Source organism: Brevundimonas sp. (genome assembly GCF_031412435.1).
GTDB lineage: Bacteria > Pseudomonadota > Alphaproteobacteria > Caulobacterales > Caulobacteraceae > Brevundimonas.
This window is the reverse complement of sequence record NZ_JANODA010000088.1, coordinates 19969-45179: the sequence shown is the minus strand read 5'-3', so window position 1 is coordinate 45179 and position 25211 is coordinate 19969. Positions and strand designations below refer to the sequence as shown.

The window sequence follows — 25211 nt, the reverse complement described above, 5'->3', positions numbered from 1 at the left end:
TGCGGCCTGGTCGCCATCCTCGACGCGGACAAGGAGGGCTTCCTGCGCTCCGAGACCTCCCTGATCCAGACCATCGGCCGCGCGGCCCGCAACGTCGACGGCCGCGTCATCCTCTATGCCGACCGGATCACCGGCTCGATGGAGCGCGCCATCGCCGAGACCAACCGTCGCCGCGAACGGCAGGAGGCCTACAACGCCGAACACGGCATCACCCCGGCCAGCGTCAAGCGCGACATCAAGGAGATCCTCGACAGCCCCTATGAGAAGGACCGCGTCCTGGTCCCCGTCACGGGCGTCAAGGAGGACAGCCGCCCCTTCATCGGCAACAATTTCCAGGCCACCCTGCGCGACATGGAAGGCAAGATGCGCGAGGCCGCCAGCAATCTGGAGTTCGAGGAGGCCGGCCGCATTCGCGACGAGATCAAGAAGCTGAAACTGCTCGACCTGGAGTTCGCCAACGAGATCCTGACCGGGGACGGACAGGACGTGGACGCCTCAGCGCCGAAGCGGTGGCGCAAGGAGGCGCAGGCGGAGGCGCAGGAGCGGTTCAGGAAGGGGCGGTTGTAGGGGGCGACCCGCGATCCAAGTCGACGAAGCTCACCTGCCGAAAAGTACAAAAAGCGAACATCAACTTGACCGTGTCCGTTTTCCGATCAACGATACGGGAAAATGATGAGGGGAGAAGTCGGTGAAACTGGCCAAGATTCACGTCCAAAATTACCGCTCGGTCGAGGACTCGGGCGAGTTTTCTATTGGGGACGTAACTTGCCTCGTCGGAAAAAATGAGGCGGGCAAGACAGCGGTTTTAAACGCTCTCCATCAGCTACGGCCGTATGGTGAGGACGAAAAAGCATACGACAAGGTCATCGACTACCCGAGACGCTTCCGTGCTGACTACAAGCAGCGGCACGCGGGAAGCGAAGCCATTGTATGCAGCTCTGAATGGATTTTGACTGCTTCCGAGATCGCGGCGCTGAACGCAGCATTTGGCGAGGGCGCATACAACGGCGGCACAGTCACCATCTCAAAATATTACGAAAGCGCGGGGGCACATTGGTTGCTCCCCATCGACGATAGGAAAGCACTAGCCAACCGCATCGCAGCCCATCGATTGGATGAGCTAGAAGCCGAACCGTTGAAACTTGCGCCCGGAACCGCAAGTGCGGCGAAAATATTATCCGAACTGCCGTCGCCAAGCGACAAGCAAGCTGCGCTTTTAGCCGAGTTGAACACTTACCCAGCTAAGAGTGCAGTATCTCGGGCGCGCGCTATTTTGGACAAAACTACTCCAAAGTTCAAACTCTTCTCGCATTTTGATCGAATGGCCGGTGAAGTTCAATTGGAGAAGATTGTCTCTGATAGAGACAATAGCCGATTGACCCGTCCAGATGCGATTTTCCTGCAGTTTCTCGAATACGCAGGAACTGACTTGGCGGACATATCAGGCGCAAACAGGTATGAAGAACTGAAGTCAGAGTGCGAAGCCGCTTCAAATCGCCTAACCGATCAGATATTCGAGTATTGGTCCCAGAATACAGCCCTTGAAGTTGAGGTTGACGTTTCACCCGGCCGTCCGGGTGATCAGGCACCCTTTAACTCAGGAACTGTGATCCGTGCTCGCGTTAAAAATACCAATCACCGAGCGTCGGTGCCATTCTCCGAGCGAAGCGCCGGCTTTATTTGGTTCTTTTCTTTCTTGGTTGAGTTTACCCAAATCAAGAACGAAGATGGCAATGTCATCATTCTCTTGGATGAACCTGGCCTAACACTCCACGGGAAAGCTCAAAGAGACCTCCTGCGATATGTCTACGAGCAACTTAGCCCTCACCACCAAGTCATCTTCACCACGCATTCGCCGTTCCTGATCCCGAGCGACGATCTCGGAGCGGTTCGTGTCGTGGAAGATGTTGTGAACCGCCTCCCGAGCGGCCGGATGGAAGTCTTGGGGACTAAGGTTCGATCGGACGCTTTGGCGACGGACCGTGATACCTTGTTCCCGCTACAAGGTGCGCTCGGATACGACATCGCTCAATCCCTGTTTATCGGCGAACACACACTCCTCGTCGAAGGCCCTTCGGACATTCTATATCTGAAGGCTGCATCGCAGGCCCTTCGCAAAGCAGGAAGGATGAGTTTGGACCCAAGATGGGTCATTTGCCCGTCCGGCGGGATCGACAAACTCCAACCGTTCATATCGCTCTTTGGCGGCAACGGTCTTCATGTTGCCGCGCTATCGGATTTCGGCGCGACCGACAGACGAAAAGTCGAGCAGTTGCTCGCTTCAAACATTCTTCAGGCAGGGCACTTCTTCACGACCAGCGATTTTGTGGACCAAGACCATTCCGACATCGAGGATTTCTTCGGGGTGGATGGCTACCTCGAAATAGTGAACTCGACCTACGGGAAAGACCTGAAACCTAAGCTGATTGCAGCCAATTTTTCCACGGTTGAGCCTAAGAGTGAAAGGGTCGTGAAAATGGTCGAGGGCGTTTTTCGACTAAAGCCGACGTGGCCCGATTTCGATCACTTCACCCCATCGTCTTGGTTCTTCGAGCACCCCACCGAAGCGAGCGATCTCCTCTCTCGGAACCCCGAAGCAGTGGACCGTTTCGAAAAACTGTTTGTGGCACTCAATAAGCTGCTTTGAGCAGCCGATCCGTCGGAGGTGCACCATGCCTAGGTTCACGGTACTCAGCCGCGTCGATGCCTACGTCGACTATTTGACTGAGGTTGAGGCCGACTCTCCCGAAGAGGCCGCTGAGATCGCTTATGATGGTGGTCCCGAAATCAAATGGGTCGAGCAGGGCACCGTCGAGTTCGACGCTGCCCGCGTCGTGACCCTCGACGCCCATGGCGAAGAGATCGAGTCCACCGTGTGCGGTAAGGGCTGACTAACCAACGCACGGCCATTCTGACCGCATGGCCGAAGACGACGCGCCCTGGAGTACGCTCGGCTTCGCCGAAGAGGCGGCCGTATATAACGGCGCGACCCAGAACGCCCGCGTGCTCAGCGAGGACTGGGTCGCCGCCAACGCCTTCTGTCCAAGCTGCGGCGCGACGCCCCTGACCGCCTTCGCGGCCAACGCGCCGGTGGCCGACTTCCATTGTGGCGTCTGCGCCGAGGAATACGAACTCAAGGCCACCAAGGGCCGCACCGATACCAAGCTGGTCAACGGCGCATGGGGCGCGATGAAGGCGCGGCTGGCGGCGGCGAACAATCCCAGCCTGATGGTCATGGGTTATGACAAGGCCCGCACCCGCGTCACCGACCTGATCGTCGTGCCGAGCCATTTCTTCACCGAAGCGATCATCGAGCCGCGCAGGCCGCTGTCGATGACGGCGCGTCGCGCGGGCTGGCAGGGGTGCAATATCCTGATCGGGAAGGTGCCGCTGGCGGGGCGTATTCCGCTGATCCGGGCCGGGGCGCATGTAGCGAAACAGGCCGTGCTTGAGCAATGGCGGGCGACGCTGTTCCTGCGTGACGCCGCGCCGGCTGCGCGGGGCTGGCTGCTCGATGTGATGAAATGCGTCGAGGCTATCGGACGGCCGGAGTTCACCCTGGCCGAGGTCTATGGGTTCGAGGCGCGGCTGGCGGCGATCTATCCGGGCAACAACAATGTCCGGCCGAAGATCAGGCAGCAGCTGCAGGTGCTGCGGGACATGGGGTGGCTGCAGTTCGGCGGGCGGGGGAGGTACCGGCTCGCACGGGAGACCCCCTCGGTTTGAACGAGACGCTCTCTTACTTTCGTCATTCCGGGCGAAGCGAAGCGTAGACCCGGAACGGGGTGGCGCGCGGGAGCGCGAACCTGTCGCGCATGCATCCGCTGACCCATCGCCTTCGCTTCGCTGCGGCGCCGCCTCGTTCCGGGTCTGCGGCGCAAGCGCGCCTTCGCCCGGAATGACGAATGAAAGTGGGTGGGGAAGCGGGAATGACGAAAACCGAAAACACGTGTAGATTGCACGGATGCGGACACGTCGCCCCTTCATTGCGACCTACATCATGGCGAACGGGCGCAATGGCGCGACCTATGTCGGGATGACGTCGAACCTCCGTGCGCGGGTGTGGAAGCACAGGAACGGGACGTTCGACGGCCATTCGAAGACGAAGGGCTGCACGCAACTGGTCTGGTACGAGCCGCACCAATGGGTGGTCGAGGCGATCCGGCGGGAGAAGCGGATCAAGGGCTGGAAGCGCGACTGGAAGCTGAAGCTGATCGAGGATGCGAACCCCGACTGGCTGGACCTCGCGGCGGACTGGTATCCGGTGAACGATCCGGACTGGGTTCCGCCGCCTGAGGAGGATTGATCGTCCCTCTCTCTCTCCTTCGTCATTCCGGGCGCAGCGCAGCGGAGACCCGGAACATTCGTCATCCTCCGGCCGAGCGGAGCTCGGACCGGGGGACGGCGCCGCAGCGAAGCGAAGGCGAATGCTTCAGCGAATGCGCACGCGACAGTTTCGCGCTCTCGCGCGCCGCCTCGTTCCGGGTCTCCGGCGCAAGAGCGCCTTCGCCCGGAATGACGACAGGGTGGCGGGCGTGCGTCCGATTCCGGCGCAAGGGCGTGCAAGGCTCATGTCCATGACGCTGCATCGCTTCAAGAAATTCCGCGACGACGAGACCTGGGAACGCGTCCGGCGGGCGTGGGAGGGCGGGGAGACGGCGGCGTCGTGCGCGCGGCGGTTCGATGTCGGACTGGCCAATCTGTGGCGGCGGCGGGCGGCGGAGGGGTGGGAGCGGGATCGGCCCGAGGACCCGACGCCGGAGCCGGTCGAGGGCTGGGAGCGGTACGCCCAGGATCAGGTCGAGTGGTTCGAGCGTCGGCTGAGGGACGAACGCGCTCTGGCGAAGAATCTGGCGCAGTCGATGGCGGGCGGGCCGGTGGAGGATGTGCCGCTGTGGCACCTCGGCTTCGTGCTGGCGTGGCGGGCCGAACACCTGGGCGCCGAGGTCGCGGCCGGGGATCGGGAGCGGAACCGGGAGCAGCCGTGGGCGAGCGCGATCTGGGCCGAGGACGGGACGATGAAGATGCCGGCGACGATGGACCGGGGCATCGTGGCGCTGCATCGCGAGGCGTGGCGGAAAGAGGCCGGGCTGCCGGAGGGGGTGGCGGAGTTGTGGCCGTGAGGGGGTGTCCTTCTCCCCGTCCGAAGGATGGGGAGGTGGCAGCGAGCCCTTCGCGAGCTGACGGAGGGGGCGACCGGGTTTCGACGGGTGGGCACGCGCCAGCCCTCACCTTACGCATCGTGTCGCCCCCTCCGTCACGACGCGAAGCCGCGTCGCGCCACCTCCCCATCGCTGCGCGACAGGGAGGAGAAGGACGTTAAGCCGCCGCCTGTTCCGCCGCGATCTTGCGGAGGGCTTCCTCGAACACCGCGGCGGGCTGGCCGCCGGAGATCAGGTATTTGCCCTCGACGACCACGGCGGGGACCGAGTTGATGCCGCGCTGGCGCCACAGGGCCTGTTCGGCGCGGACCTCGGCGGCGTAGCGGCCGGAGGCGAGCACCTCGGCCGCCTCGGCGCGGTCGAGGCCGGCGGCCTCTGCGGCCCGGGTCAGGACGCCGGCGTCGGTCAGGTTGTTCCCGTCGGTGAAATGGGTGCGGAACAGGGCCGCCTTGAGCGCCTTCTGACGCTCCGGCCCCGCCTCCCCGGCCCAGGCCAGCAGGCGGTGGGCGTCGAAGGTGTTCCAGATGCGGCTGTCGGCGGCCATCCTCATCTCGAACCCGGGCCAGGCCTCGGCCGCGCGGGCGGTGATCATGGCGCGGTTGGCCGCCGACTGTTCGGGGGTGGAGCCGTATTTGGCGGCGATGTGCTCGGCGACGTTCTCGCCCTCGGGCGCCATGCCGGGGTTCAGCTCGAACGGCTGGAAGGCGATCTCGGCGGTGATGCCCTCGTCTTTCAGCTTGTCGAGCGCGGTCTCGAGCCCGCCGAGGCCCACGACGCACCAGGGACAGACGACGTCGGAGACGAAGTCGATGTGCAGGGGTCTGGTCATGGCTTCGGTCATGGGCGGGGCTCCGCAACGGTTCATGTTGCATATGGGTCTTCGGGCGGTCTGCGCTAGGGTGGGGTCATGGCTCACTACGCGCGTATTCTGGCGACCCTCGTCCTGCTGGCCGCCGCCGCCGGCGGGGTGGTGTGGCGGCTGTGGAAGCCGAAGGCGGAGCCGCTCTACGAGGAGCGGATCCTGCTGGGAGCGGAGGTCCGGGCGCGGCTGCAGGCCCTGCGCGACGAGGACAAGTTCCACGCCGACGGGACCTATGCCGGACCCAAGGGGCCGAAGAACCGGGCCACCCTGTCGGCCTGGGTCGATGGAGTCATCGACGACATCCTGGCCGAACCGGACGGGCCGCTGGAGGCCTCGGACGTGGCCGGGCGGCTGGGGATCGCCATCGGGGCGGCGTCGAAACGGCCCGCGGCGGACCAGGACCGGCTGCACGGCTACCTGATCGAGATCTGGTACATCCTCGGCTACCGCTCGGCGACGGGGTATTTTCCGGCGTCGGAGGATGCGCCCGAGGGGTGGTCGGAGCCCCTGCCCCCCGGCTGGGCCGCTCCGGACCGGCCACGCTTGCTGACGTCGCGTTAACCGGTCGGGCGCAGGCTCCGCTCAGGGAAACGCCCAGGGAAGCCTGAATGTCCAGCATCATGACGTCCAGCAGCCGCAGCCGCCGGGACCATTTCGAGCCCAGCGACAGCGATCCGCAGGAGCAGCGCAAGCTCCGCGGGCATCTGGAACAGATCGACTACACCGCCTTCGTCTCGAACCGGGAGGTGATCCCGCAGGTCCTGGGACTGGGCGCCAACCATACCGAACCGGCCGCCTTCCAGAGGCTGGCGGTGGCCGCGGCGACGGCGCGGGCGCGCTGGATCGCCGAGGCGCTGAGGCTGTCGGAGGCCGGACAGGCCGTCGGCCCGGCCGAGGCCCAGAGGCTGACCGGCCTGCGCGCGGCCTACGAGGAGCTGTCGGAGGCCTATGAGGGCCTGCGCCGCATGGTCGAGCGGGGCTACCTGCCCTACCGCGCGCCGGAGCCCAAGGCCTAGTTGAGCGGCTCCTAGTTCAGCGGCTGGGGCGCGGTCGAGACGGGCGCGTCCGGGTCAGCCTGTGCGGGCGCGGCCGGGGTCGGCGGCTCCACGACCAGGGGCGCAGTCTCGATATAGGGCCGGGGCGCGGTCTGGGCCGGGGCGGACGGAACCCCTGCGACTGGCGCGGCCTGCGTCGGTGTCGCACGGCGCGGCGGTGCGGCCACCGGCGCAGCGGGCGCGGATGAGACAGGCGCAGGCGCGGCGCTGGCGGGCGCAGGGCGTTCGACAGCGGGCGAAGAGTCCTCGACCACGGGCGTCTCGTCGAGACGCGGCGCATCGGCGACAAGCGGAGTCGGGGCCGGGGCGACCGGCCGCGGCGCCGGCAGGGTGGCCAGCCAGATGAATCCGCCGATGACCACCAGGGCGGCGACGCCCGCGACGATGGGCCAGCGGTCGCCTTTGGCCACCTTCTGCATGGCCGCGCCCATGGTGGCGTAGATCGCCGGGGTCACAACCACCGACGGCAGTTCGCGCGGTCGGGCGGCCGGTTTCGCCTCGGTCGAGAGCGGCGGCGGAACGGTGACGGCGGGCTCGGCCGCCTCGGGCTCGATGACGATTTCCTGCGGCGCCTGCGTCGGCTCGGGCGCGGCCTGAACGGAGTCGGCCACGGGTTCGAACGCGGCGGCGACCGGCTCCGGTTCGGGCGAGACGGCCTCGACGACAGGTTCCGGCGCGACGGGTTCAGGCGCGGGAGCAGCCTCGACGATCGGTTCGACCCGAGCTTCGGGCAAGGGCTCGACGGCAGGGGACGCGGCCCGGGTCGAAGGGATCATGGAGCCGGTCAGGATGCCGGCGCCCGCTCTGCGGACGGGACGGGCGGCCGGGGCCGGGGCGACGCGCGGCAGGGGACCGACGCGGAACACGGGCTGGGGCGGGCGCGACCAGACGATCCGGCCGCGCGAGAACGGCTCGGTCGGACGGTCTTCAGCGGGGGGGCCTGAAGGGGTGTCGGAGGACATGGGAGCGGTCTTAGCGGCGAACGGAGGGGGCGTCCAATGTCAGGACATTAACCGACCGTACCGTCAGCGAACCTCGACGCCCTTCCAGAAGGCCAGTCGACCGGCGATCTCGGCGGCGGCGGACCTGGGCTCGGGATAGTACCAGACGGCGTCCCTGTTCTCCTTCCCGTCCACGACCAGCGAGCAATAGGAGGCCGTCCCCTTCCACGGGCAGACCGAGGTGGTCGTCGAGGCCGTCAGCACGGCCGGATCGACGGCGTCACGCGGAAAATAGTGGTTGCCCTCGACCACCACGGTATCGTCCGAGCGGGCGATCACCACCCCGTTCCAGGTCGCAGTCGTCATCTGTCATCTCCGTCAGGTTTTGAGCCGATAGCCGGTTTTGAACATCCACCCGACGACCGCCAGGCAGGCGACGAGGAAGCCGACGGTGGCCACCAGGCTCCAGACGATCGGCACGTCGCCGGTCCCGTAGAAGCTCCAGCGGAATCCGGAGATCAGATAGACCACCGGGTTGAAGTGGGTGATCGTCCGCCACGGCTCGGGCAGCATGTGGATCGAATAGAAGGAGCCGCCCAGGAAGGTCAGGGGCGTCACCACCAGCATCGGGATGAAGTTCAGCTGCTCGAAGCTCTGGGCCCAGATGCCGATGATGAAGCCGAACAGGCTGAAGGTCGTGGCGATCAGGATCAGGATGGCCAGCATCCAGACCGGGTGCAGGATCTGCAGCGGCACGAACAGGGCCGCGGTCCCCAGGATGATCAGCCCCAGTACCGCCGACTTGGTCGCCGCCGCCCCGACATAGGCCAGGACGATCTCGAACGGCGACACGGGCGCCGACAGCAGTTCGTAGATGGTGCCGGTGAACTTCGGGAAATAGATGCCGAAGGAGGCGTTGAAGATCGACTGGGTGAACAGGCTCAGCATGATCAGGCCGGGCACGATGAAGGCGCCGTAGGGCACGCCGTCGATCTCGGTCATGCGGCTGCCGATGGCCGAGCCGAAGACGACGAAATACAGGGCCGTGGTGATCACGGGGGTGACGATCGACTGCCACAGGGTGCGGAGAGCGCGCGCCATCTCGAACTTGTAGATGGCCCAGACGCCATAGCCGTTGAAGGTCATGCGGAGGCTCCCCCGACGCGGATATCCTGCGGCGGTTCGCGGTGGACAAGGCTGACGAAGATGTCCTCCAGCGAGCTCTGGCGGGTGTTCAGGTCCTTGAAGGCGATGCCGAGGTCCGAGAGCTTGCGCAGCAGGGACGGCACGCCGGTCTTCTCGGCGTTGGAATCGAACACGAACTCCAGCTCATTGCCCTCGTCGCGCAGGGTCAGGTCCCACTCGGCCAGCTCGGGCGGCAGGGTCTCCAACGGGTCCTGCAGGTTCAGGGTCAGGGTCTTCTTGCCCAGCTTCTTCATCAGCTCGGTCTTGTCCTGCACCAGGATCAGTTCGCCCTTGAGGATGACGCCGACCCGGTCGGCCATCTCCTCGGCCTCCTCGATATAGTGGGTGGTGAGGATGATGGTGACGCCGCTCTCGCGCAGGCGCCGGACAAGGTTCCACATGTCGCGACGCAGCTCGACGTCCACGCCGGCCGTCGGCTCGTCGAGGAACAGGATGTCGGGCTCGTGGCTCAGGGCCTTGGCGATCATGACCCGGCGCTTCATGCCGCCGGACAGGGTCATGATCTTCGCATCCTTCTTGTCCCACAGACTGAGGTCCTTCAGGACCTGTTCGATATAGGCCGGGTTCGACGCCTTGCCGAACAGGCCCCGGCTCAGGGTCACGGTGGCCAGCACCGTCTCGAAGGCGTCGGTGGTCAGTTCCTGGGGCACCAGGCCGATCTTCATCCGCGCCTGGCGGTAGTCCTTCTTGATGTCATGCCCGTCGGCGATGACCGTGCCGGACGTGGCCGTCACGATCCCGCAGACGATGGAGATCAGGGTCGTCTTGCCCGCCCCGTTCGGACCCAGCAGTGCGAAGATCTCGCCCTTGCCGATCTGAAGGTCGGTGGGCTTGAGCGCCTGCAGCCCGGAGGCGTAGGTCTTGCTCAGGCCCTTGATGTCGATGACCGGCATGCGGCGTTCCTGACGGCCGAACTGCCGTGGCGGCAATATGGCGACGTTCGGTCGCCGCTCAAGGCGCAGCGGGCAGGTAAGTCGCCAACTGCTGACATTTCGAGGCTTTGAGCGGACACGGTCCATGTCCGCCATGAGCGGGAAGCGCACGGGTGCTTTCAAATCATCCTGGCCGTTCAGCTCGAGATCGCTTGCGCCGGCGTTGCTTTACATGTGTAATCCTGTGCCGGAGAGACGCATGAACATCACGGACGCCGAGTTCAAGGTCATGGACGCCCTGTGGGTGGGGCAGCCCCTGTCCGCGGAACAGCTGATCGCCGAGGTGCGCGCCCGGACGACCTGGGGCGACGCAACGGTCAAGACCCTGATCAACCGGCTCCTGAAGAAGGGCGCGATCCGCTCCGAGCGCGCGGAGGGGCGGCACCGCTATCTCGCCGCGCTGGAGAAGGAAGCGTTCGCCCTGGCCGAGAGCGAGACTTTGCTGGACCGGCTGTTCGGCGGAGAGGTTGCGCCGCTTGTGGCGCAGTTCGCGCAGCGCCGGACGCTGTCGGCCCAGGATCGGGAACGCCTGCGAGCCATCATCGCCGAGTTGGGCGATGACTGACGCCTTGGGACATCTGACGGAGCTGAACGCGGCGCTGGCTGCGGCTGTGCTGATCGTGCTTCTGGTCCGCCGACCGTTTCGCCACAGGTTCGGGCCGCGCGCCGCCTATGGCCTTTGGGCGATCGTGCCTGCGGCCATGGCGTCCGTTTGCCTGCCGAGAATGGGCATCGGCGTTGAATCCGCAGCGCCGTTCGTGGTTCCGACGACGATCGTCCTGTCCGTCTGGCTGTTTGGTGTCGTGGTGTCCGCCGGCCTGATCGTGGCGGCGCAGGCGCGGTTCGCGATGCAGGCGCGCCGGGGCCTGGCCGGCCCCGCGATCACCGGGGTCCTCGTTGGACAACTGGTCATGCCGGCCGATAGCGGCGCCCGCTGGAGCCCCGAGGAATTGGCCGTCGTCCGCGCCCATGAACACGCCCACCGCGACCGGGGCGATCTGCGCGTCAATGCGGCGGTCGCGGTGCTGCGCTGCCTCTTCTGGTGCAACCCGCTGGCGCACATCGGCGCCGACCGCTTCCGTTTCGATCAGGAGCTGGCCTGCGACGCCACGGTGATGGCGATGAGGGCCGGGCGACGCCGCATCTACGCCGAGGCCCTGCTCAAGACGGCGCCGACGCCGCCCCTGGTCCTCGGGTGCAGCTGGAGCGCAACCGGCGCCACGGCGCTGGAAACGCGCGTGGCCAGCCTGCGTTTGCGCTGTCATCGGCCGGACCTCGCGGCGACCCTCTGCGTGTTGGCGCTCGCCCTGGCCGCCGCGACGGTGGCCTGGAGGGTGCAGCCCGCTTCGCCGGAGACTGTAAGGCCGGCGTCCTTGCCCGTGGTGTATCTCCAACTGAGAGCCCCCGTCTCGCTCGCCGCGCCATGACCTGTTGACCGTATTACAATTGTAATCCATTCTGCCTTCGTCAATCGAACGGAGGATGCCATGCGTTTCCACATCGCCTTGCCGACGATCGCGGCGGCCTTGTTCGCCGCCTGGGGCGTCGCGGCGCAGAGCGTCGAACCCGGCGGAAGAGGATGGAAGGTCGCCGCGGCCTTCAACGACGCCGGGCCCGAGACGAAGCTCATCGTGATCGGTCTGGTCGTCAGCGGGCTGACGGCCGCGGCTCTGGGACCCTGGCTCGCCAGACGGACGCGCGACACCCTGTCGCCCCGGGGGATCGGCTTCGTGTCGGGGCTGCGGCTGGGCGGACCACTGGTCGCCCTGATGACCGTGTTCCAGAACCTGCTCAACGGGGCCGTGGCCTCGGCATGGTTCAACCGGCCGCCATCGTCCCTGCAACTGGCGCAGATCTACGCGGAACTCGCCCTGATCGCCCTGGCGGGGACTCTGGCTGCCGCCGCGGCCGTCTTCAGCCTGGAGCATGTGCGGGCCGCCATCGCTCGCGCGAGGCAATGACCTTGCGCCGAGGTCAGTCGGTGACCTGGGCCGCCGTGCGGTTGACGATCCTGACGGCGGCGATGGTTGCGGGGTGCGAGGTCCGCACGGACCGTTGGCTCGAACGACAGGCCGCAGTCGACCCGCCGGAGTTGTGGCGTGTGGAGGTCGTGAACAGCGACTCCCTTCCTGTCCAGCTCTGCGCCGACACCCTGCTTCGCGAGGGCTTCAAATCCCCGCTTCCGGAGGTGGGGGGACAGCCCTGCATTCTTATCGGGGAACCGGTGGAGACCGACGGCGGGCGGATCGGACGTTGCGCGTCCGGCGGCCACGCCCTGATGTTCAGCGTGAAGACGGAGGGCGACCCGTCGGACTTCACGGTGGCCCTGAACGTTCAAACCCTGGGTCGGCACGGCTACATCGTGACCCAGACCCGTCGCTACACCAGGCTGGGACCCTGCCCCCAAGGCTGGAGCATCGGAGACAACACTGATCAGCAGGGTCGGAAGCGGAACAATATCTGGCCGCCGGCCTGGGGCGGATAGGCAGGCGCCTCCAACTTCCCGACCGCAGTTGTCGGGATCTGCCCTTGAGGTCCGCTTTGCGTGGTGGGCCCACCGTCGAAAGCGGACCTTGGCCTTTTGCCGAGAAACCGACGCGAACGTTGGCTCATGCGCTTAGCGTCGCGAGCGGCTACAAGGCCGCCGATGTTGCGCCTCTCCGAACTCAAACTGCCTCTCGACCATGCGCCGGAGGCCCTGCCCGCCGCGATCGCCGCGCGTCTGGGCGTGCCGGCGCGCGATCTGATCTCGTGGTCGATCTGGAAGCGGGCGCATGACGCGCGCAAGAAGTCGGCGGTCCTGAAGGTCTATATCCTCGACGTCGAGGTGACGGATGAGGCGGCGGTGCTGGCCCGCTTCAAGGACGACCCGCATGTGAAGTCCACGCCGGACGTCGCCTATCGGCATGTCGCCGTTGCGCCGAAGGATCAGCGCCTGAGACCGGTCGTGATCGGGGCCGGGCCGTGCGGTCTGTTCGTCGGGCTGATCCTGGCCGAGATGGGCTTCAAGCCGATCATCCTGGACCGCGGCAAGGTGGTGCGGGAACGGACGAAGGACACCTGGGAGCTGTGGCGGAAGGGCAAGCTGCACCCGGAATCCAATGTCCAGTACGGCGAGGGCGGGGCGGGCACCTTCTCCGACGGCAAGCTCTACAGCCAGATCAAGGATCCGCGATTCCTGGCCCGCAAGGTGCTGCATGAGTTCGTCGAGGCCGGGGCGCCGGAAGAGATCCTGACCGAGGCCCATCCGCACATCGGCACCTTCCGCCTGGTGACCATGGTCGAGGCCATGCGCGAGAAGATCGAGGCCCTGGGCGGCGAGTATCGGTTCGAGCACCGGGTCACCGACATCGAACTGGAAAAGGGCGCGATCCGGGGCGTGCGCCTGCACACCGGCGAGACCATCGAGGCGGACCACGTGGTCTTCGCCATCGGCCACTCATCGCGCGACACGTTCGAGACGCTGTATGAGCGGGGCGTCCATATCGAGGCCAAGCCGTTCTCGATCGGCTTCCGGATCGAGCATCCGCAGTCGTGGATCGACCGGGCGATGTTCGGCCCCTGCGCCGGACACCCCGATCTGGGCGCGGCGGCCTATACGCTGTCGCACCACTGCTCGAACGGCCGCACCGTCTACAGCTTCTGCATGTGCCCGGGGGGCACGGTGGTGGCGGCGACCAGCGAGCCCGGCCGCGTCGTGACCAACGGCATGAGCCAGTATTCGCGCAACGAGCGGAACGCCAACTCCGGCTTCGTGGTCGGCATCTCGCCGGAGGATTACGGGAGCGACCACCCGCTGGCGGGGATCGAACTGCAGCGCGATCTGGAGACCCGCGCCTATTCGGCAGGAGGCGGCGACTATTTCGCGCCCGGTCAACTGGTCGGCGACTTCCTGGCGGGCCGCGCCTCGACCGAGTTGGGGGAGGTGGCGCCCAGCTACAAGCCGGGGGTGCGCCCGACCGATCTGGCGCCGCTGATGCCCGACTATGTGATCGCCGCCATGCGCGAGGCCCTGCCCGTCTTCGGCCGCAAGATCGCCCGCTATGACGACGCCCAGGCGGTCCTGACGGGGGTGGAGACCCGCAGTTCCTCCCCCATCCGCATGACCCGCGGCGCCGACTTCCAGAGCCTGAACGTGCGCGGCCTGTTCCCGGCGGGCGAAGGCGCGGGCTATGCGGGCGGCATCCTCTCGGCCGCTGTCGACGGCATCAAGGTGGCCGAGGCCGTGGCCCGGTCGATGGTGGGCGGGGACGCGGCGTAGGCGGACGGGGTCGATGTCCGCCATGAGCGGGAAGAGGACGCCGTTCTGGTTGTCGCCGTCGATGGAGCGGCCCCGGGCAGTGAGCGCGATGATGATTGAGGAGTTCGCCTTGGGCGGTATGGCAAGCCCTGGCGGCGGAGCGCTTCCGGGAGTGGCGGTATCAGGTCTGGCGCGGCGCGGGTGACGTGGGCCAGCACAGCCGGGCGCATGCGCCGGGGTCGGCCGACCGAAGCGACCACTGCCCGCCCAGTTGTCGTGTCAGGGCGGTGATGATCCTGAGCCCCATGCTGCCGGGTTCGGCGGCCGCCGTTTCGGAGACGCCCACGCCATCGTCGGCGATGGTCAGAGTTCGATCAGGACCGTCGTCCCTCAGCTCGATCGTGATCCGGCCGGGACGGTCCGGGAAGGCGTGCTCCAGAGCATTGTTCACGCTTTCCAGCAGAATCAGCACGACCGGCGTGGCTTCCTCGGCCGACAGCGCCACCTCGCCGCTTGAGATGGAGACGGCGACATCGTCGCGGGCGGCCGCCTTGAGCGCGTCATCGACGATGGAGCGGGCAAGGGCCTCGAAGGCGGTGGCCTGCCGCTCGGCGTCGGCCAGGCTTCTCTGGATGCGGGCGACCAGGGCGGTGCGGGCGGAGGCATCGGCCAAGACCTTGCGGGCGCCCGGATCGGCTGCGGCGCGCGCTTCCAGACTCAACAGCGCACTGACCACCTGGATATTGTTGGACACCCGGTGCTGCACTTCCCGCAGGAGAATGTCGCGGCTCTCCGCGAGGGCGGCGTTGCGCTCGACCTCGCGGGCCAGCCGCCGTGATACGCCGTCCATGCCGACGATGAAGAAGATGTCGACCGCCGCGACGAAGATATAAAAGCCGAGGGCGACCAGGGTGGCGACGCCGAGGTCGAAACCTTGCGGGCCGATCCAGAACCACCAGGCGGTCAGGCCGGACAGAGTGGCGGTCAGGATCGCAGGACGCAGGCCGGCATAGTAGGCCACCAGCACCACGGCCGGGAAGAAGGTCAGGTAGGGAAAGCCCGGCGGGAACCATTGCGCCAGCCCGTGGCGCACGGCGAAAGCGACCCCCCAGGCGACGAGGGCCAGCAGGTAGCCGCGCCAGGCGGCGCGTCGGAAGACATCTTGATCCATGCGGTCCCCGGCAGCCGCGGGAAGCGCGGCTGCTGGCTCCACCTATCGAAGCTGCACCTCAGGAAGTCCAGTCCGGGAGCCTGCTGTGATCAATGCCGGACTCTCGACGGATCCTTAAGGGGGCGGGCGACCAAACCGGCTCGGGGTCGGATAAGAACCTTGAACTCCCGCCGGGCAGGTGACGCTGCCCGCCCTGGCTCAGCATTCTGTTTTCCGCCCGGGAGCGATACGGCGCCTCCGGCGTTGAACGGCTCCGCTTGTTCGAGACGACATGGCCGCATCCCTCCCCGACCTCGGCATCGGCCGCCTCCGCAGGGAGGTCGGTCGTCTGATCGACCGCGTTCGCAAACGCCGTACATGGCGCGACCGGTTCCCGCGTCTGCACGACGCGCTGGAAGCCTCGTCACGGTTCGGTTTCGCGGCCAACGGCTTCGTCTATGTTTCGGTCGGCATCCTGATGCTGGCCACGGCCCTCGACATGCGGGGACAGGCGGTCGATCCGCACGGCGTCCTCTCTGTGCTGGCTCAGCAACCGCTCGGGCGGCTTTGGCTGATCCTGATCGGCGCAGGTCTGTGGGCCTTCGTCGGCTGGCGGGTGTTGCAGGCGGTTTTCGACGTCGATCACGAGGGTTCGAACCTGCAGGGATGGGTCGTGCGCGCGGCCCAGGCCGCCAGCGGGCTGGCCTACGCCGTTCTGGCCTCGGGCATGTTCGAACTGCTGGACGAGGTCGGTTCGAACATGGGCGCGGAGCAACTGGCCGAGAACCAGGAAAAGGCGTCGGTCCTGCTCGGACTGCCGTTCGGAGGCGCGACGCTGATGATCATCGGCCTGGTCATCGCGGGCGTCGGGATCGGCAATGTCGTCAGGGGGATCATCAGCGACTTCGGCGCGACCCTGATCTGTTCGAAGACGGTCTGTCGCTGGGTCTTGCCCCTGGCGCGTGTCGGCTATGTCGCGCGGGGTCTGGCTTACCTGCCGCTGGCCCTGTTCGCGACGCTTGCGGGGTGGCGGGCGCAGTCTTCGAAGGTCGAAACCTTCGGCACCGCCCTGGAGGCGCTGGAGCGACAGCCGGGGGGCGATCTGATGCTGGGACTGACCGCCGCAGGGTTGATCGCCTTCGGCGCCTATGCCTTCGTCGAGGCGCGGTTCCGAAGGATCCGGGTGCCGAAGGATCTGGCGACCGGATAGGCTTGTGTCGGCGATGCGTCCGGGGACGGAACCGCGCACGTATCTGTGGTTTTCCATTCAAAGCGAGGACTGCCGATGTCGATCCGATCCCTGGTCATGGCCGCCGTGGCGGTCGTCGGCGTCAGCGCCTGCGCCACCTCCATCCCTGCGGACCAGATCCGCGCGCCCCAGCCGGCGCGGGCCGTCGATCTGGAACGATTCTATACCGGCCGCTGGCTGGAAATCGCCCGTCTGCCCATGAGCCTGACCGACGGCTGCGTGGCCGGGGCGACGACCTATGTCGTCCAGTCGCCGACGCGGATCGGAGTGCGCGACACCTGTCAGCGCGACACGCCGCAAGGCTCGGAGAAGGCCATCGGGGCGTCGGGGACGATCCTTGATCCGGGCTTCAACGCCAAGCTGCGCGCCCGATACCTCGGCGGCCTGATCACCTGGGAATACTGGGTGCTGGATCACGCGGAGGACTACAGCTGGTTCATCTCGTCGGATCCGAAGTTCGAGAAGCTGTGGATCTATACGCGCGAAGTTCCCGACGCCGCCGAACGCGCCGCCCTGGTCGAGCGGGCCCGCGCCTTGGGCTATGATGTCAGCCGCCTCGAATTCCCCGCCTTCTAGGATGCGAACCATGCGCCACGCCCCCCTCGTTCTTACGGTCTGCGCGGCGGCCCTGACGCTTGCGGCCTGCGGCAGCGGACCAATCGCACCGGAGGGCTCGACCTATGGCGCCCAGCCGACCCTGGTCGAGCCGCACAGGAACCTGGTGGCGCCGACGGTGAACATAGCCCCGGCCGTGGGTTGGCCCGACGGCGCCATGCCGACCGCGCCGCAGGGTTTCCGGGTCCAGGCCTTCGCGAGTGGCCTCGACCATCCGCGCTGGCTCTACGCCCTGCCCAACGGCGACATCCTGGTCGCGGAGACCAATGCGCCGCCGAAGCCCGAAGGCAAGTCGGGCGGCATTCGCGGCTGGGTTATGGGTCTGGTGATGAAACGCGCGGGCGCGGCTCCGCCGAGCCCGAACCGGATCATCCTGCTGCGCGATGCGGATGGGGACGGGGTCGCGGAGACGAAGTCGACCTTCCTCGAGAACCTGACCTCCCCGTTCGGCATGGCTCTGGTCGGCGACAGGCTGTTCGTGGCCAATGCCGACGCCGTCGTCGCCTTCCCCTACCAGGGGGGCCAGACGCAGATCACGGCCCCGGCGACGAAGATCGCCGATCTGCCCGCCGGTCGGAACCACCACTGGACCAAGAGCCTCGTCGCCTCGGCGGACGGGACGAAGCTCTATGTCGGGGTCGGGTCGAACTCGAACATCGGCGAGAACGGCATGGACGAGGAAGTCGGCCGCGCGGCGATCCACGAGATCGATGTGGCGACGGGGGCCCAGCGGATCTTCGCCTCCGGCCTGCGCAATCCGGTCGGGATGGCCTGGCAGCCGGACAGCCGCGCCCTGTGGGTCGCAGTCAACGAGCGGGACGAGCTCGGGAACGATCTGGTGCCCGACTACATGACCTCGGTGCGGGATGGCGGCTTCTATGGCTGGCCGTACAGCTATTACGGCCAGACGATAGATGCGCGGGTGCGGCCACAGGACCCGGCGAAGGTCGCCTCGGCCCTCGCGCCGGATTATGCGCTGGGCGCGCACACAGCGTCGCTGGGCCTGGCCTTCTACGTGGGGAACGCCTTCCCGACCGCTTACAGCCACGGCGCCTTCGTGGGGCAGCACGGGTCGTGGAACCGGGAACCCAAGGCCGGATACAAGGTGATCTTCGTGCCCTTCGCCAATGGCGTTCCATCGGGCGCGCCGCAGGACTTCCTGACCGGCTTCCTCAACGACGACGGCGAGGCGATGGGTCGGCCGGTCGGGGTGCAGGTCGATCGGCTGGGCGCCCTGCTCGTCGCCGACGACGTGGGCAATGTCATCTGGCGGGTCGCGCCCGCGCGCTGACTGCAGACCGCAAAAAGCCCCCGGCGCGAACCGGGGGCTTTTCTGTCTTCACCGCTGGTTAGTTCAGCGGGGCCGTCTGGATGGCCGGGGCGCGCGGCGCCGTTGGCAGGGCCGGCAACAACGGGGACTGGACGGTCACCTCGGAAGGCGAGGCGCTGTAAGGCTGCGGACCGGTCGGTTCAGCCGCGGTCCCGGCGCGGGGCGCGACTGCAGCCGGGGCGACGCGACGCTCCACGGCAGTGGCGCGAGGCCGGACGGCGGGCGGCGTGGCGGGCGGAGCTTCGCGGACCACCGGAGCCGGAGCGGCCGCCGCGGTCGTCAGAGCCGCCGGAGCGACCGAACTTTCCATCGGCGCGGCCACGAGTGGCTGGACGGCGGGTGCGACAGGTTCGGGCTCGACCAGAGGCTGGCTCTCGGCTCCTCCGCCCATGACCATGATGGCGCCGCCGCCGATCAGGGCCAGGGCGCCGATGGGGGCGAGGATCATCCAGGTGCGCACCCCCTTCTTCGCGCGCTTGGCGCGGGCGTAGCGCGGCACGAAGGTATCGGCCTCGACCGAAGTGTTTCGAACGGCTTCTTCCGTATAGGTCACAGTCATCTGTGTTGCTCCAAGGTTAGGTCGATAGAACTACCGTCAGCGATCAGGGTTCCGGAAGACCGATGCTGCCTTCAAGAAACACCGTGATCGACACAAACCAGCCGCGATCAACGGTGATCACGACCAAACCTTGGCCGTTTTTGCAGTCAGCGACGTGTAGTCTTGCAGAGCGATGCGGCCTGCGATGTCTTAGGAACCAGCCTGGACGCAGGCTTCCCCTGCGGCGCCGACGCAAAGGCGCCACGCCCGGGAGGAAACGGCGCCGACCACCGTTACGGATTCGCCTGCCGGTTGACCCCGTCCCGCCGGTTGTTCATCACCGGTCTGACTTACGCCTGCATACGGAGTGACTGCGACCATGGGTCTGGCGGCCAATATCCGACGCGATCTCAAGTTCGCGGCCGGTCTGCGTCGGCTGCTGAAGCGCATCAAGCCGATCGCTCTGGATAGCGACGTGCTGGTCTGCGACGACTTCGAGGAAGCCGTCGACAAGTTCTCCGACAATATCGCGGTCGAGGACGAGCACCGGTCGCTGACCTATCGCGACCTGGACGGCATGGCGAACCGGTATGCCCACTGGGCGCGCAGCCGGAACCTGAGGCGGACCGACGTCATCGGCCTGGTGATGACCAACCGTGCGGAATACATCGCTGCCTGGATGGGGTTCTCCAAGGCCGGCATCGCCACGGCCCTGATCAACACCAACCTGACCGGTCATACGCTGGCGCATTGCCTCAACATCGCCGGCGTCGCCGTGGTCGTGGCCGACGAAGAGACGTGGCGGAAGTGCGAGGACGCCCGGCCCTTCGTCTCCCGCACCATGATGCTGTGGGTGCTGGGCCTGAAGGACGCCGATGAGGTGTCCGAGCGGCGCGGTCTCGACAATGCGGTGCGCAGCGGATCGTCGGTGCGCCCGACCCGCGCCATCCGCGACGGCATCACCAACCGCGATACCGCCCTCTATATCTACACCTCCGGCACGACCGGCATGCCCAAGGCGGCTCGCATCCATCACGCCCGGGCACGGACCTACATGCGGGCCTTCGCCGGCTGCACGGAATCGACGCCGACGGACCGGATCTTCAACGTCCTGCCGCTGTATCACTCGACCGGCGGTCTGGTCGGCGTGGGCCCTGCCCTGCTGAACGGCGGCCGGCTGATCCTGCGCCGGAAATTCTCGGCCTCCAGCTTCTGGCAGGACGTGAGCACCTCGGGCGCCACGATGTTCGTCTATATCGGCGAACTGTGCCGCTATCTGGTCAACTGCCCGCCGCAGGATGGCGAGCGGGGGCACAAGATCCGCCTGGCCTACGGCAACGGCCTGCGGCCTGACGTCTGGCCGGACTTCCAGTCGCGGTTCGCCATTCCGCAAATCCTTGAGTTCTACGGCTCGACAGAGGGCAACGTCTCGCTGTTCAACTTTGACGGCAAACAGGGCTCCATCGGCCGGGTGCCGAAATTCCTCAAGAACCAGATCAACATTCGCCTCGCCGCCTTCGACGTCGATACCGAAGAACCGATCCGCAACGCCAGCGGCCTGGTCTCGGAGGCGTCGGTCGGCGAAATTGGCGAGGCGATCGGCAAGATCGGCGACGACATCCGACACGATTTCTCAGGCTATGCCGACAGGGCCGCCTCCGAGAAGAAGATCCTGACCGACGTCTTTGTGCGCGGGGATCGCTGGTTCCGCACCGGCGACCTGATGCGTCAGGACTCCGAGGGCTATTTTTACTTCATCGACCGGATCGGCGACACCTTCCGCTGGAAGGGCGAGAATGTCTCGACCGCCGAGGTCGAACAGCGGCTGGTCGATGCGCCGGGCGTGAAGGAAGTCATCGCCTATGGCGTCCCCGTACCCGGAGCCGAGGGCAAGGCAGGCATGGTCACCCTGGTGGTCGAGGGCCGCTTCTCGGCCAAGGAGTTCGCCGCCTGGGCCGACGAACAGTTGCCCCACTACGCCCGGCCGGTGTTCGTCCGGCTGGCCAAGACGCTGGAAACGACGGGCACCTTCAAATACCGCAAGGTCGATCTGGTCGCCGAGGGCTTCAATCCTGAGAAGATCGACGGGCAGGTGTACGTGCGGGGCGGCAAGTCCGGCTACACCAAGCTGACCGACGAGGGGTTCGCCGCGATCCAGAGCGGCCACAACCGACTATGACCTAAAGCGGCCGTTAATCATTAACGGCGAAGGTCGGCGTCTCTGCTCCCGGAGACGTCGGACCGCTTCATGTTTCAGATCATCGGTATTGTCGTGCTGTTCGCCATGGTGTTCGGCGGCTACACGATCGCGGGCGGCAAGATGGGGGTCATCCTCCACTCACTGCCCTACGAGATGATGATGATCGGCGGCGCCGCGGTGGCTGCCCTGCTGATTTCCAACGCCCCGTCGACATTGAAGGGCGTGGCCGGCGGATTCGGCCGTGTGTTCGCCGGACCAAAATGGAAGAAGCAGGACTACAAGGATCTGCTCAGCCTGCTGTTCGCCCTGACCAAGACCATGAAATCCAAGGGCGTCATCGCCCTGGAAAGCCATATCGAGAAGCCGGGCGAGTCCGCCATTTTCCAGAAATACCCCAAGGTGATGAAGGATCACTTCGCCACCGACTTCATCTGCGACACCCTGCGGATGATGACGATGAACCTGGAGGATCCTCACCAGATCGAGGATGCGATGGAAAAACAGCTCGAGAAGCATCATCACGAGGCGCTAGAGCCCGCGCATGCGCTTCAGAACATGGCCGACGCCCTGCCCGCCCTGGGCATCGTCGCGGCCGTTCTGGGGGTGATCAAGACGATGGCGGCCATCACAGAACCGCCGGAAGTGCTGGGCGGAATGATCGGCGGGGCGCTGGTCGGAACCTTCCTCGGCGTGTTCCTGGCCTATGGACTGGTTGGACCCCTGGCGACACGGCTTACTGGCATCATCAACGGCGACGCCGCCTTCTACAAGATCATCCAGTCGGTGCTGGTCGCACACCTGCACGGCAACGCCGCCCAGATCTCGGTGGAGATCGGCCGTGGCGACATCCCCTCGTCCGCCCAGCCTTCGTTCGCCGAAATGGAGGAGCATCTCTCGGCGAACCCGGCCGACGCCTGACCCTTTCTCACCGCCTTTCTGCTCGCTGAAACGGCATAAGAGCCCGCGAACACGGACGATCACGAACGCGTGAGATTTAGCTTGCGAATCCGCTCACGATCCCGTTATCTCCCTGATGGAGAGGTCTTATGACCCCTCTCAAAAAACCCCTAGGAGGATAACCCCATGCGCATCGTTGCCCTGATTGCCGCTTCGGCCGCCGCTCTGGCCCTGGCTGCTTGCCAACCCGCCGCCGAAGACAAGGCCGCTGACGCTTCGGCCGACGCCGCTGCCGCCGCCGACACCGCCACGGACGCTGCTGCGACCGCCGACGCTGCCGCCACGGACGCTGCTGCCGCCGCTGGTGAAGCCGCTGCCGCCGCTGCTCCGGCCGCCGATGCCGCCATGGCTCCGGCCCCGGCCGCCGCCGCTGCCCCGGCCGCTGAGAAGCCGGCCGCCCACTAAGACCTCACGGTCTCAGTATTCGAGCGGCGCACAGCGTCGCTCGGCGGAAAGGGATCGCCTCCGGGCGGTCCCTTTTTTCGTGCCCGCGATGCGCCGCGCCGCCTATAGACCCCGCAATGACCAATACGGATGACCGCGACCCGCAACTGGTCTGGACAGAGGTCGGAGAGCCGCGCTCCGGCCGGTATGGTGACGTCTATTTCTCGGCCGAAGACGGGCTGGCTGAAACGCGCGCCGTCTTCCTGGACGGTTGCGACCTGCCGAACGCCTGGGCGGGTCGGCGGGACTTTACGGTGGCCGAACTCGGCTTCGGCAGCGGGCTGAACATCGCCGCCCTGCTCGACCTGTGGCGAGAGCGCCGCCCCGAAGCCGGACGACTGCACATCTTCTCGATCGAGGGCTATCCGCTGGACGCAGGACAGGCGCGCCGGGCGCTGTCCGCCTGGCCCGGGATTCATGAGGCGACGGCGGCCCTCGTCGACCGCTGGCCCGCCGCGACCCCGGGCTTTCACCGCATCGACCTGCCGGAGTTCCACGCCGTTCTGGATCTCGCCGTGGGGGACGCGGAGTGGGCATTGGCTCAGTGGACGGGCCGCGCCGACGCCTGGTTCCTCGACGGGTTCGCGCCCTCGGTGAACCCGGGGATGTGGTCGGAAGCCGTCTTCGACCTGATCGCCGCGAAGTCGGCGCCCGACGCCCGCGCCGCGACCTTCACGGTCGCCGGGGTGGTTCGTCGAGGACTGGGTGAGCGTGGTTTCGCCGTCGAGAAGCGCCCCGGCCATGGTCGCAAGCGCGAACGGCTCGAGGCGCGCCGCACCGGTGATCCCGCCGCTGTTCTCCCTCTGCGCCCGGTCATCGTCATCGGCGCAGGGATCGCCGGAGCCGCCATGGCGCGCGCCCTGACGGTGGCAGGCATGGCTCCCGTGGTCATTGAAGCGGCTGGTGCGGGCGCGGGCGCATCCGGCTTCCCGGCCTCACTGGTGACCCCACGCTTCGACCTCGGCGACGAGACGGTCGCAGTATTGTTCGCCCAGGCGCTGGAGCGGGCCGACGCCCTGTATGGTCCCGTGCCTGGCGCCGTCGTCGCGCGCGACGTTCTTCAACTCGCGGGCACGGAGCGAGACGCGCGGCGCTTCGAGCGTATCGCCGCCCAACCGGTCTGGGTCGACGGCGCGATGACATTGACGGACGGCGCCGAAGCCTCGCGCATCGCCGGGGAGCCTGCCGAAGGCCCGGGGCTGCGTATGGGCTCCGCCTTCGTCGTCGCGCCGCACGCCATCCTGTCGGCCTGGCTCGCGCCCGACGCCGTGCGCCAGGGCAAGGCGACGCGCGTCGAGCCCCATGCGGGGGGATGGCGGGTTCTCGATGCGACCGGCGCCGTTCTGGCCGAGGCGGAGGCGGTCGTGTTCTGCGCCGGAGCGGGCAACGCCGCCCTGACGCCGGAGTTGTCGCTGTCGCCGGTGCGGGGACAGGCCGAATGGGTCGAAGCGAGCGAGGCGCCGAATGCGATGGCCTGGGGCGGCTATGTCGCGCCGACCGGGACGGGCTTCCTGTTCGGGGCCACCCACGACCGGGGCGACACCGGGACGGAGGTCCGTCCGGCCGATACGGAGCGGAACCTCGCCGCGCTCGCCGCGCGTCTGCCGCAGCTGGCGGGGAACATCACGCCGGACGCGGTCCGCTCTCGCGCCGCGACCCGGGCGACCACTCGAGACCGCCTGCCGATCGCGGGCCCCCTGCCCGGTCAGCCCGGGCTGTTCGTTCTCGGCGGGCTGGGATCGCGCGGCTTCTGCCTCGCGCCGTTGCTGGGCGAACATGTCGCCGCCCTGATCGCGGGACAGCCCTCGCCCCTGCCGTCCGACGTCGCCGAAAGGATCACGCCCTCGCGAGCGGCCCTTGCGCCCCGCCCAAGGCAGGAGGACGGTCGCGGCGTCCAGTTCGAAAGAGGAGACGCTGCATGCGCCGATCGATCGCGGTCCTGATTGCCCTGTCCGGGCTCGCGGCCTGCGCCCCGACTGAAGGCTCGGCTCCCGGCTCTGGTATCGGTTTGCCCGGCGGGGGCGCGCGTCAGTGCTTCCAGCCGGACCGGATCATCAATTTCACCCGCGGCGAGACCGAGCAGGTTTACGTGAAGGTGCTGGGCGGAGGGGTCTTTGCGATCCGATCGGGCGGATGCCCCGACGTGGCGTCGGCCAATAGCCTGTCGATCACCCCGGCGACCGGCATGGGCAGCCAGCTGTGCGTCGGCGACAGCGCACGGATCGTCGTGCCGAACGCCCGCTTCGGCCCGGATCAATGCCTCGCCCGCGTCGAACGCTCTCTGACCCAGGCCGACGTCGACGCCCTGCCGGCCCGCCAGCGACCCTAGA

28 protein-coding genes are annotated in these 25211 nt (G+C 66.9%); 21 read left to right on the top strand and 7 right to left on the bottom strand.

Annotation, left to right across the window (positions count from 1 at the left end; all coding sequences use genetic code 11):
* The 6 genes from RMO01_RS17915 to RMO01_RS17890 form a co-directional block, all read left to right on the top strand.
* Positions 1 to 567 (top strand): UvrB/UvrC motif-containing protein (locus RMO01_RS17915; protein WP_309630424.1); only part of this gene is annotated, 567 nt, incomplete at its 5' end.
* A gap of 121 nt (positions 568 to 688) precedes the next feature.
* Positions 689 to 2647: an AAA family ATPase gene (locus RMO01_RS17910; protein WP_309630423.1), complete on the top strand. Its 1959-nt coding sequence runs from the start codon at positions 689 to 691 to the stop codon at positions 2645 to 2647.
* 25 nt (positions 2648 to 2672) lie between these two features.
* Positions 2673 to 2891, top strand: coding sequence for a hypothetical protein (locus RMO01_RS17905; RefSeq protein WP_309630422.1), 219 nt, complete (start codon positions 2673 to 2675; stop codon positions 2889 to 2891).
* 28 nt (positions 2892 to 2919) lie between these two features.
* Positions 2920 to 3726: a DpnI domain-containing protein gene (locus RMO01_RS17900; RefSeq protein WP_309630421.1), complete on the top strand. Its 807-nt coding sequence runs from the start codon at positions 2920 to 2922 to the stop codon at positions 3724 to 3726.
* A gap of 238 nt (positions 3727 to 3964) precedes the next feature.
* Positions 3965 to 4306, top strand: a complete 342-nt coding sequence (locus tag RMO01_RS17895) for a GIY-YIG nuclease family protein (protein ID WP_309630420.1) — start codon at positions 3965 to 3967, stop codon at positions 4304 to 4306.
* 271 nt (positions 4307 to 4577) lie between these two features.
* Positions 4578 to 5123: a hypothetical protein gene (locus tag RMO01_RS17890; RefSeq protein WP_309630419.1), complete on the top strand. Its 546-nt coding sequence runs from the start codon at positions 4578 to 4580 to the stop codon at positions 5121 to 5123.
* 196 nt (positions 5124 to 5319) lie between these two features.
* Here the strand turns inward: RMO01_RS17890 and RMO01_RS17885 are convergent, their stop codons facing one another.
* Complete coding sequence (locus RMO01_RS17885; protein ID WP_309630418.1) at positions 5320 to 5991, bottom strand: DsbA family oxidoreductase; 672 nt, start codon at positions 5989 to 5991, stop codon at positions 5320 to 5322.
* Positions 5992 to 6069: 78 nt separating this feature from the next.
* Here RMO01_RS17885 and RMO01_RS17880 point away from each other — a divergent pair, with 78 nt between their 5' ends.
* Both RMO01_RS17880 and RMO01_RS17875 read left to right on the top strand, forming a co-directional pair.
* Complete coding sequence (locus tag RMO01_RS17880; protein ID WP_309630417.1) at positions 6070 to 6585, top strand: hypothetical protein; 516 nt, start codon at positions 6070 to 6072, stop codon at positions 6583 to 6585.
* A gap of 47 nt (positions 6586 to 6632) precedes the next feature.
* Positions 6633 to 7040 carry a hypothetical protein gene (locus RMO01_RS17875; protein ID WP_309630416.1) on the top strand — a complete coding sequence of 136 codons (408 nt, stop codon included), beginning with the start codon at positions 6633 to 6635 and terminating at the stop codon, positions 7038 to 7040.
* Positions 7041 to 7051: 11 nt separating this feature from the next.
* Here the strand turns inward: RMO01_RS17875 and RMO01_RS17870 are convergent, their stop codons facing one another.
* The 4 genes from RMO01_RS17870 to RMO01_RS17855 all read right to left on the bottom strand — a co-directional run bounded on the left by RMO01_RS17870 (position 7052) and on the right by RMO01_RS17855 (position 10119).
* Positions 7052 to 8041 carry a hypothetical protein gene (locus RMO01_RS17870; RefSeq protein ID WP_309630415.1) on the bottom strand — a complete coding sequence of 330 codons (990 nt, stop codon included), beginning with the start codon at positions 8039 to 8041 and terminating at the stop codon, positions 7052 to 7054.
* Positions 8042 to 8104: 63 nt separating this feature from the next.
* Positions 8105 to 8386, bottom strand: a complete 282-nt coding sequence (locus RMO01_RS17865; RefSeq protein ID WP_309630414.1) for a DUF427 domain-containing protein — start codon at positions 8384 to 8386, stop codon at positions 8105 to 8107.
* A gap of 12 nt (positions 8387 to 8398) precedes the next feature.
* Entirely contained in the window at positions 8399 to 9166 is a 768-nt protein-coding gene (locus tag RMO01_RS17860; protein ID WP_309630413.1) for an ABC transporter permease, read from the bottom strand.
* Positions 9163 to 10119 carry an ABC transporter ATP-binding protein gene (locus tag RMO01_RS17855; RefSeq protein ID WP_309630412.1) on the bottom strand — a complete coding sequence of 319 codons (957 nt, stop codon included), beginning with the start codon at positions 10117 to 10119 and terminating at the stop codon, positions 9163 to 9165. The genes RMO01_RS17860 and RMO01_RS17855 overlap by 4 nt, the downstream gene beginning before the upstream one ends.
* A gap of 238 nt (positions 10120 to 10357) precedes the next feature.
* Here RMO01_RS17855 and RMO01_RS17850 point away from each other — a divergent pair, with 238 nt between their 5' ends.
* From RMO01_RS17850 to RMO01_RS17830, 5 genes are all read left to right on the top strand, one after another.
* Positions 10358 to 10723 (top strand): BlaI/MecI/CopY family transcriptional regulator, encoded by a 366-nt coding sequence (locus RMO01_RS17850; protein ID WP_309630411.1) that lies wholly within the window; start codon positions 10358 to 10360, stop codon positions 10721 to 10723.
* A complete protein-coding gene (locus tag RMO01_RS17845; RefSeq protein ID WP_309630410.1) occupies positions 10716 to 11585 on the top strand; it encodes a M56 family metallopeptidase in 870 nt (289 codons plus the stop codon). Before RMO01_RS17850 ends, RMO01_RS17845 begins: the two co-directional genes overlap by 8 nt.
* Positions 11586 to 11645: 60 nt before the next feature.
* On the top strand, positions 11646 to 12119 hold the full coding sequence (locus tag RMO01_RS17840) for a hypothetical protein (protein ID WP_309630409.1): 474 nt from the start codon (positions 11646 to 11648) through the stop codon (positions 12117 to 12119).
* Positions 12116 to 12643: a hypothetical protein gene (locus tag RMO01_RS17835; RefSeq protein ID WP_309630408.1), complete on the top strand. Its 528-nt coding sequence runs from the start codon at positions 12116 to 12118 to the stop codon at positions 12641 to 12643. Before RMO01_RS17840 ends, RMO01_RS17835 begins: the two co-directional genes overlap by 4 nt.
* Positions 12644 to 12805: 162 nt before the next feature.
* A complete protein-coding gene (locus RMO01_RS17830) occupies positions 12806 to 14419 on the top strand; it encodes an NAD(P)/FAD-dependent oxidoreductase (protein ID WP_309630407.1) in 1614 nt (537 codons plus the stop codon).
* Positions 14420 to 14579: 160 nt separating this feature from the next.
* On the opposite strand, the gene RMO01_RS17825 is transcribed toward RMO01_RS17830, so the two are convergent.
* Complete coding sequence (locus RMO01_RS17825) at positions 14580 to 15569, bottom strand: histidine kinase dimerization/phosphoacceptor domain -containing protein (RefSeq protein ID WP_309630406.1); 990 nt, start codon at positions 15567 to 15569, stop codon at positions 14580 to 14582.
* 271 nt (positions 15570 to 15840) lie between these two features.
* Here RMO01_RS17825 and RMO01_RS17820 point away from each other — a divergent pair, with 271 nt between their 5' ends.
* The 3 genes from RMO01_RS17820 (at position 15841) to RMO01_RS17810 (ending at position 18703) form a co-directional block, all read left to right on the top strand.
* Complete coding sequence (locus tag RMO01_RS17820) at positions 15841 to 16758, top strand: DUF1206 domain-containing protein (RefSeq protein WP_309630405.1); 918 nt, start codon at positions 15841 to 15843, stop codon at positions 16756 to 16758.
* Positions 16759 to 16833: 75 nt separating this feature from the next.
* On the top strand, positions 16834 to 17373 hold the full coding sequence (locus RMO01_RS17815) for a lipocalin family protein (protein WP_309630404.1): 540 nt from the start codon (positions 16834 to 16836) through the stop codon (positions 17371 to 17373).
* 10 nt (positions 17374 to 17383) lie between these two features.
* Positions 17384 to 18703, top strand: coding sequence for a sorbosone dehydrogenase family protein (locus tag RMO01_RS17810; RefSeq protein ID WP_309630403.1), 1320 nt, complete (start codon positions 17384 to 17386; stop codon positions 18701 to 18703).
* Between the two features lie 58 nt (positions 18704 to 18761).
* Here RMO01_RS17810 and RMO01_RS17805 read toward each other — a convergent pair whose 3' ends face one another.
* Complete coding sequence (locus RMO01_RS17805; RefSeq protein WP_309630402.1) at positions 18762 to 19301, bottom strand: hypothetical protein; 540 nt, start codon at positions 19299 to 19301, stop codon at positions 18762 to 18764.
* Between the two features lie 358 nt (positions 19302 to 19659).
* On the opposite strand from RMO01_RS17805, the gene RMO01_RS17800 reads away from it, so the two are divergent.
* From RMO01_RS17800 to RMO01_RS17780, 5 genes are all read left to right on the top strand, one after another.
* Positions 19660 to 21459: a long-chain-acyl-CoA synthetase gene (locus RMO01_RS17800; protein ID WP_309630426.1), complete on the top strand. Its 1800-nt coding sequence runs from the start codon at positions 19660 to 19662 to the stop codon at positions 21457 to 21459.
* A 69-nt stretch (positions 21460 to 21528) separates the two neighbouring features.
* A complete protein-coding gene (motA, locus tag RMO01_RS17795; RefSeq protein WP_309630401.1) occupies positions 21529 to 22398 on the top strand; it encodes a flagellar motor stator protein MotA in 870 nt (289 codons plus the stop codon).
* A gap of 165 nt (positions 22399 to 22563) precedes the next feature.
* Complete coding sequence (locus RMO01_RS17790) at positions 22564 to 22842, top strand: hypothetical protein (protein ID WP_309630400.1); 279 nt, start codon at positions 22564 to 22566, stop codon at positions 22840 to 22842.
* A gap of 116 nt (positions 22843 to 22958) precedes the next feature.
* Positions 22959 to 24824 carry an FAD-dependent 5-carboxymethylaminomethyl-2-thiouridine(34) oxidoreductase MnmC gene (gene mnmC / locus RMO01_RS17785; protein WP_309630399.1) on the top strand — a complete coding sequence of 622 codons (1866 nt, stop codon included), beginning with the start codon at positions 22959 to 22961 and terminating at the stop codon, positions 24822 to 24824.
* The gene (locus RMO01_RS17780) at positions 24800 to 25210 is read left to right on the top strand and encodes a hypothetical protein (protein WP_309630398.1); all 411 of its coding nucleotides are present in this window, start codon (positions 24800 to 24802) and stop codon (positions 25208 to 25210) included. Before mnmC ends, RMO01_RS17780 begins: the two co-directional genes overlap by 25 nt.
* Position 25211: the final 1 nt, after the last annotated feature.

Bases quoted from the DNA above. Each gene is read 5' to 3' on its own strand.
- RMO01_RS17905 (WP_309630422.1), top strand. From the start codon at position 2,673: ATGCCTAGGTTCACGGTACTCAGCCGCGTCGATGCCTACGTCGACTAT.
- RMO01_RS17900 (WP_309630421.1), top strand. From the start codon at position 2,920: ATGGCCGAAGACGACGCGCCCTGGAGTACGCTCGGCTTCGCCGAAGAG.
- RMO01_RS17895 (WP_309630420.1), top strand. From the start codon at position 3,965: ATGCGGACACGTCGCCCCTTCATTGCGACCTACATCATGGCGAACGGG.
- RMO01_RS17890 (WP_309630419.1), top strand. From the start codon at position 4,578: ATGACGCTGCATCGCTTCAAGAAATTCCGCGACGACGAGACCTGGGAA.
- RMO01_RS17885 (WP_309630418.1), bottom strand. From the start codon at position 5,991: ATGACCAGACCCCTGCACATCGACTTCGTCTCCGACGTCGTCTGTCCC.
- RMO01_RS17880 (WP_309630417.1), top strand. From the start codon at position 6,070: ATGGCTCACTACGCGCGTATTCTGGCGACCCTCGTCCTGCTGGCCGCC.
- RMO01_RS17875 (WP_309630416.1), top strand. From the start codon at position 6,633: ATGTCCAGCATCATGACGTCCAGCAGCCGCAGCCGCCGGGACCATTTC.
- RMO01_RS17870 (WP_309630415.1), bottom strand. From the start codon at position 8,041: ATGTCCTCCGACACCCCTTCAGGCCCCCCCGCTGAAGACCGTCCGACC.
- RMO01_RS17865 (WP_309630414.1), bottom strand. From the start codon at position 8,386: ATGACGACTGCGACCTGGAACGGGGTGGTGATCGCCCGCTCGGACGAT.
- RMO01_RS17860 (WP_309630413.1), bottom strand. From the start codon at position 9,166: ATGACCTTCAACGGCTATGGCGTCTGGGCCATCTACAAGTTCGAGATG.
- RMO01_RS17855 (WP_309630412.1), bottom strand. From the start codon at position 10,119: ATGCCGGTCATCGACATCAAGGGCCTGAGCAAGACCTACGCCTCCGGG.
- RMO01_RS17850 (WP_309630411.1), top strand. From the start codon at position 10,358: ATGAACATCACGGACGCCGAGTTCAAGGTCATGGACGCCCTGTGGGTG.
- RMO01_RS17845 (WP_309630410.1), top strand. From the start codon at position 10,716: ATGACTGACGCCTTGGGACATCTGACGGAGCTGAACGCGGCGCTGGCT.
- RMO01_RS17840 (WP_309630409.1), top strand. From the start codon at position 11,646: ATGCGTTTCCACATCGCCTTGCCGACGATCGCGGCGGCCTTGTTCGCC.
- RMO01_RS17835 (WP_309630408.1), top strand. From the start codon at position 12,116: ATGACCTTGCGCCGAGGTCAGTCGGTGACCTGGGCCGCCGTGCGGTTG.
- RMO01_RS17830 (WP_309630407.1), top strand. From the start codon at position 12,806: ATGTTGCGCCTCTCCGAACTCAAACTGCCTCTCGACCATGCGCCGGAG.
- RMO01_RS17825 (WP_309630406.1), bottom strand. From the start codon at position 15,569: ATGGATCAAGATGTCTTCCGACGCGCCGCCTGGCGCGGCTACCTGCTG.
- RMO01_RS17820 (WP_309630405.1), top strand. From the start codon at position 15,841: ATGGCCGCATCCCTCCCCGACCTCGGCATCGGCCGCCTCCGCAGGGAG.
- RMO01_RS17815 (WP_309630404.1), top strand. From the start codon at position 16,834: ATGTCGATCCGATCCCTGGTCATGGCCGCCGTGGCGGTCGTCGGCGTC.
- RMO01_RS17810 (WP_309630403.1), top strand. From the start codon at position 17,384: ATGCGCCACGCCCCCCTCGTTCTTACGGTCTGCGCGGCGGCCCTGACG.
- RMO01_RS17805 (WP_309630402.1), bottom strand. From the start codon at position 19,301: ATGACTGTGACCTATACGGAAGAAGCCGTTCGAAACACTTCGGTCGAG.
- RMO01_RS17800 (WP_309630426.1), top strand. From the start codon at position 19,660: ATGGGTCTGGCGGCCAATATCCGACGCGATCTCAAGTTCGCGGCCGGT.
- motA (WP_309630401.1), top strand. From the start codon at position 21,529: ATGTTTCAGATCATCGGTATTGTCGTGCTGTTCGCCATGGTGTTCGGC.
- RMO01_RS17790 (WP_309630400.1), top strand. From the start codon at position 22,564: ATGCGCATCGTTGCCCTGATTGCCGCTTCGGCCGCCGCTCTGGCCCTG.
- mnmC (WP_309630399.1), top strand. From the start codon at position 22,959: ATGACCAATACGGATGACCGCGACCCGCAACTGGTCTGGACAGAGGTC.
- RMO01_RS17780 (WP_309630398.1), top strand. From the start codon at position 24,800: ATGCGCCGATCGATCGCGGTCCTGATTGCCCTGTCCGGGCTCGCGGCC.